The organism is Bradyrhizobium sp. CCBAU 45321 (genome assembly GCF_028128975.1).
Taxonomy (GTDB): Bacteria; Pseudomonadota; Alphaproteobacteria; order Rhizobiales; family Xanthobacteraceae; genus Bradyrhizobium; species Bradyrhizobium yuanmingense.
Genome location: NZ_LFKZ01000007.1, coordinates 1 through 4375, shown reverse-complemented (window position 1 = coordinate 4375; position 4375 = coordinate 1). Strand labels below are relative to the sequence as shown.

The 4375-nt window shown below is 60.5% G+C and carries 1 protein-coding gene and 1 pseudogene; both read left to right on the top strand.

All coding sequences use genetic code 11. The features are described 5' to 3' along the window. Nucleotides 1–872 precede the first annotated feature (872 nt). Nucleotides 873–2189, top strand: a complete 1317-nt coding sequence (xopAG, locus tag ACM43_RS00985; protein WP_193375226.1) for a XopAG/AvrGf1 family type III secretion system effector — start codon at nucleotides 873–875, stop codon at nucleotides 2187–2189. Between the two features lie 536 nt (nucleotides 2190–2725). Next, nucleotides 2726–3999 (top strand): annotated as a pseudogene (locus ACM43_RS00980) (IS256 family transposase). Nucleotides 4000–4375 lie beyond the last annotated feature (376 nt).

Genomic DNA, 4375 nt, shown 5'->3' with positions numbered 1-4375 from the left:
TCTCGTTTCCTCTAAAAGTTGACGGCATTGTAGGGCCGGCGACTTGGTTCAGGCTAACGCCAGACACGGTCAAGAAGGGCTCGAAGGGCAGCGGTGTGAGGCTTCTCCAGGAGATACTCAAAGCCTATGCGTCAACTTGACCCTGGAGCCGTAGACGGCGATTTTGGCCCGCACTGAGGCTTCGGTGAGGGCATTCCAAGCGTCCCACGTTGATTTCGATGGCAATCCGTTGAAGATCGACGGAATTGTCGTCCCTAAGACGTGGATCGCGCTCTGGAGTTGATCGCCCATTGAACTTCGACACGGGAGCGTCACAACGACCGGCGCCCGGTTGAGCGCGCGTCGACATAATGATCCAAAAAAGGCGCCAGCTGACGACCGTAATGAGAGCGAGTACACCGATTCATGTAGTGGCGTTAGGCTCTCGCGGTGTATACGACATGAGATGTGAGTTGGGAGCAGCCAGCCTAGACGGCGTTCGGGACGCACCGGCGGATCGGTGGTGGGCTGCCTGACGGCTTCGCTCGATGACCAGGTTTCACGAAATGGCCATTTCTCTTGCTTCTCTGCGTTCCCAAGTTTGGCGGATCGTTGGCGGACAGGCTGAGGCCCCAAGTATGTTCGGTGCATTTCAGCACGCGGACCATTCGCTTGCTGTACTTCGCTCCCAGGTTTGGCAATGCGTCAGCGGACAGGCACCGAGTGCTATGACTGCGGTCCAAGGAGAGAGGCATTCACTTGCTCCGCTCTATACCCAGCGTGTGGCAACTCCGGCTGACAGCAGCTATGCACTGCGGCAGGTCGGGACGGCAACGAACAATGGAGACGGAGCGAAAGACGGGAGGGACGATGGGCCGCACTTTGCGCGCGTAGTGAAATACGGATTGTGTCTCGCGGGCGCAGGCTACGTCTATGATGAGGTCGCAAACAACTTCTTCCTTTCTACCACATCACTGCACGACGGGAAGAAGGGCTTCACCAGTAACGAACGGCTCAGGTTGGCTCAGGCGAAGGCGAGAGAGTATTACACATCGTATCACGCTGCCGGCCCTGACGCCCGGCGCCTCAACGAACGTCCCCTCAATCCAATCCGGACCTGCGGCAACAATCTGTTCGTAACGATGATCGACTACCGGGCGGCGACCTATGTACATGTGGGCCGTCTTGCGGATTCCACAAAGGCGCGCACCTCTCTTGTGCTGAACCTGAGCTGCATGAAGGGGCATCTCGTGAAGGACGAGTGCGTGGCCAAGTACAGGCCACCCAAAGTACCGAAGGATCCGGACCTGACGAGCAGCCCATTATACGACAGAACGAACAAGTATGCATTGACGGGCGTGCTCAACAAAGAAACTGGTGCTTACGGTTACACCTCGAGGTCGGTCACTCAGCCATTTGTGAACAAGGGTGTTCAGCACTTCCGGGACGCCACGCTCCGGAGCGAGAATGGACTGACTGTGAAGCGATGCGTCGAGAGGCTCGAGGCGCTACTCGACAAGGACGGCGGTCTCAGCGAGGAAGCCCAGTTCGCGGCTGGCCAAGCCATCCTGAACTTTAGGCAGGTTTACGCTGCGGACGAGCATTGGGGACATGCTGAGAACGTCGTGATGCGGACCATGGCCGAACACGGATGGCTATCCCGGACGGAGACCGCCAGGCTCGATGCGACTCTTATGTTCGAAGACCCAAACATGAATCCGCTCAAACGCAACCGAAGCTGGGTCGGGCCTGGACTACACCAACTTGACATCTGGCTTCAGCAGAGGCGATCCGGTCATGATCCTGTGATAAGCGAGGAACTGAACCACCGGGAGATAGATGATATGAAAACTCTGCCCATCGCGCACGTCAAGTTGAACGAGCAGGGCAATGGGTTTGAGGACTGCTCCGGGCTGGGCGACTCGTTCACGTGCGCGAATGCCGTCGCCTGTATCAATCACGCGCGGTTGATGAGTGGTCAGCCACGCCTCTCAAAGGAGGAGGTTATTGTGATCATCGCGTGTCTTAACGCCGTATACGACGATACAACGTCAATACGGCATACGCTCCACGAGGTGGCACGAGGCTGCTTCGCCGGCGCTGGTTTCACCATCGAAGACGCGGATGAGTTCTATAAGGGGGTATGTCGGAAGGCCGCGCGAGAGTACTACGGCGGCAGGTCTCTCTCCAAACAGGAGCTGACGCCATAAAACACGTCGTGGACTAGCGAGCTACGCTCCCGACGTGGTCGAGCACGAGTTGCGGATGGAGTCCGATCTCACTGCCCTTGGCATCGGCGACGGCTTGGGCACCGACAGGTGCGGCGGAAAAGAACACGGGGGTCGAAGGCAAGCTCCTTGGTGCCACAGATGCCGACGAGGCATCGTCGATCTCGTTATGTGACGCGCGGCGGCCAGCGGGCGAACGTCCGCTCGGAGCCGAAAGCGAACCTTGATCGCGGTGGGAGTTGGGGATGCCACAGCCAATGCCGATTGCCTGCGGTTGGAGCGCACGCCGCCGGGCAGCGGTTGTCAAACGGGATATGCCCGGTAAGGCGCTGGTCCGCAGAAAGCATTCCTGTGCCAGGGTTTTCGTCTCGGTCGTGCTACTTGCGGAGATAAAAATGTCTCCGTTGAGTTCGCCCGCAGGGGATGTCCCGGGTTCTGTTGAATTTCTGAAGAGGTCGGCGTTGCCCACCTTGAGCCGGTAGGCTCGGGGTGCTGATTCCACAAAGGAGAGCAACGCCATGACGAGAGATATCACACCGGCTGGTTCGCCGGCGACTGGGGCTGTGGACGAAGCGTTTGCGGAAGTGCGGGCGAGCTTCGATCGGTTCTGCCTTGCGGCGGGGATCGAGGCGGTCGGCACGATGATGGAGGCGGATGTGACGGCGGCCTGCGGGCCGCGCCACGGTCGCGATGCGGCGCGGCGGGCGCACCGTTGGGGCCGAACGCGGGGACGGATCGGTTTCCACGGCGGCAAGATCGAGGTCGAGCGCGCGCGGGTCCGGGGCGTGGACGGCGCGAGGTCACGATCCCGAGCTGGGAAACGGCGGCGCAGGAGGACTGGCTCGGTCGCTGGGCGATGAACCTGATGCTGATCAATGTGTCGACGCGCCGGTTCGGCCGCGCTGTCCGGCTGCCCGAGGGTGACGTGCCGGCACCGCCCGGATCGCGGGTTTCGAAGTCGGCGGCCTCGCGGAGGTTCGTCGCGCTGTCGGCGGCGCGGCTGGCCGACTTCATGGCTGCCGATCTGTCCGCGCTCGACCTTCTGGTGGTCCAAATCGACGGGCTGCATCTCGGCGACGATGTCGTGCTGGTCGCCGCGATCGGGGTTGACGGCGAAGGCAACAAGCATCCGCTGGCGCTGGTGGAAGGGGCGACCGAGAATGCCGCAACGGTTCAGGCCCTGCTGGACAACCTGGTCTCGCGCGGGCTCGACCCGACGGTGCCAAGACTGTTCATCGCCGACGGCGCGAAGGCGTTGTCGAAGGCGATCCGCCGCACCTTCGGTTCGGCCGCTGCGATCCAGCGCTGCCAGATCCACAAGGCGCGCAACATCATGGAACGCCCGCCGAAAGAGCATCATGCGGCCACCCGTCGGGTGCTGCGCCAGGCCTGGGAGCTCGATGACGCCGACAAGGCCGAAAAATTGATCCGCAATCTCGCGCGTCGACTCGACCAGCAATGGCCCGGCGTAGCGGCCAGCATCCTCGAAGGCCTCGACGAAATCCTGGCTGTCGTCCGGTTGAAGCTGCCGAAGGAGCTTCGTCGATCGCTCGCCTGTACCAACATCGCCGAGAACATGATGGGCACCATTCGCCGCGTCACGCGCAACGTCAAACGCTGGCGGGATGCCGGTATGGCCTTGCGATGGGTCGCGGCCGGCATGATCGAGGCCAACAAGGGCTTCCGACGATTGAAGGCACATAAGCAATTGGCGATTCTGCATGCGGCCCTTCAAGCTCACCACGATCGCATGACGATCAAGCCCGTTGCCCACATCACGAGGGTCGCATAATATTCATTCCGGAAACGCCCGCCCGACGTGACGTAGTTCAACACTGATCGGGACATCCCCCGAAACTATCTCGGCTCTGTTTGCCTCGTCGCCGCTCTTGTATGGTGGATATAATGAGTCCGAATCCTAAGGTCCCAAAATCGGGGCCATTTCACTGATCGATGCAGCCTGGCAAACCTGGCGTCGATTGAAAGGCACAAATCAGGCCGGTGTCAGATTCGCTGACGGCATCAAGGTCATTCTGACCCAGCAAAGCCACGCCGTCCTGATCGGCTCCGTCAGCCAGATCTAAGCATAGCTCGGGTGGCGCAGTTTCAAGTGCCGAGGGACATGTCTCGATCCGACGAATCTGCGACTTCTGTTGGCATAGTCATGA